The sequence below is a fragment of the Sphingomonas sanguinis genome (assembly GCF_001476905.1).
In the GTDB taxonomy this organism is placed as follows: domain Bacteria; phylum Pseudomonadota; class Alphaproteobacteria; order Sphingomonadales; family Sphingomonadaceae; genus Sphingomonas; species Sphingomonas sanguinis_B.
This window is the reverse complement of sequence record NZ_LDTE01000185.1, coordinates 1-1,025: the sequence shown is the minus strand read 5'-3', so window position 1 is coordinate 1,025 and position 1,025 is coordinate 1. Positions and strand designations below refer to the sequence as shown.

1 protein-coding gene is annotated in these 1,025 nt (G+C 63.7%); it reads left to right on the top strand.

Annotation, left to right across the window (positions count from 1 at the left end; translation table 11 throughout):
• On the top strand, nt 1-1,025 hold a 1,025-nt coding region (locus tag SB4_RS18435), incomplete at both ends, for a glycoside hydrolase family 27 protein (protein ID WP_193753891.1).

Below are 1,025 nucleotides of genomic sequence, written 5' to 3'. Positions count from 1 at the left end.
GGCCTCGGCCCGCCTGATCGTCGACAAGGGCCTACGGGAGGCGGGCTATCGTTACATCAACATCGATGACGGCTGGTGGCTTCGGCGTCGCCAGCCCGATGGCCGGATGGTCATCCGCGCCGACAAATTCCCCTCGGCCAAGGCTGGCTCGAACCAGCAGACCAGCTTCCGCCCGCTGACCGACCGGCTCCACGCCATGGGATTCAAGGCCGGGATTTATTCCGATATCGGCCGCAACAGCTGCGGCCAGGTCTACACTCCCAATTTCGCCAACCAGCCCGAGGGCACGATCGCCGAGCGCGAGGTCGGTCTGTACGGCCATATCGACCAGGATATCGCGCTCTACTTCCGCGAATGGGGCTTCGACTACATCAAGGTCGATGGCTGCGGCATTCGCGGGCTGGGCAAGGACAGCGAGCATGTCCGCAAGGGCGATTATCGCGAGTTGCCCCCACTGATCGACATGAATTCGCTGGCGCGGACCGACATCCCGGCCGTCCGCTCACTTTATGAACAGGTCGCCACCGCCCTGCGTCGCGAGAACCCGGACGGCGACTATCTCTTTTCGCTCTGCCTCTGGGGCTCGTCGGACGTGCGCAGTTGGGGCAAGCAGATCGGCAATGTCTCGCGGACCAGCGACGATATCACCGCCCACTGGTCGCGGATGCTGACCAATCTCGATACCAGCGCGACCCGCGCGCTCTATGCCCATCCGCACACATGGAACGACCCCGACATGCTGTTTGTCGGCTCGGGCGAGTTCGATGCGAACCACATTACCGAGGCGCGCTCGCATTTCGCGATGTGGGCGATGATGAACGCGCCGCTGCTGATTGGTTTCGACCTGCGAAAGGCCAATGCCGAGCAGATCGCGCTGCTGGGCAACCGCGCGATCATCGCGCTGAACCAGGATGCGGGCGGCAACCAGGCGGTGCCTGCCTATCTGTCCGATGACGTCCAGATTTTCGTGAAGAGCCTCGCCAATGGCGACAAGGCGGTGGCGATCCTCAACCGCGCCGCCGCGC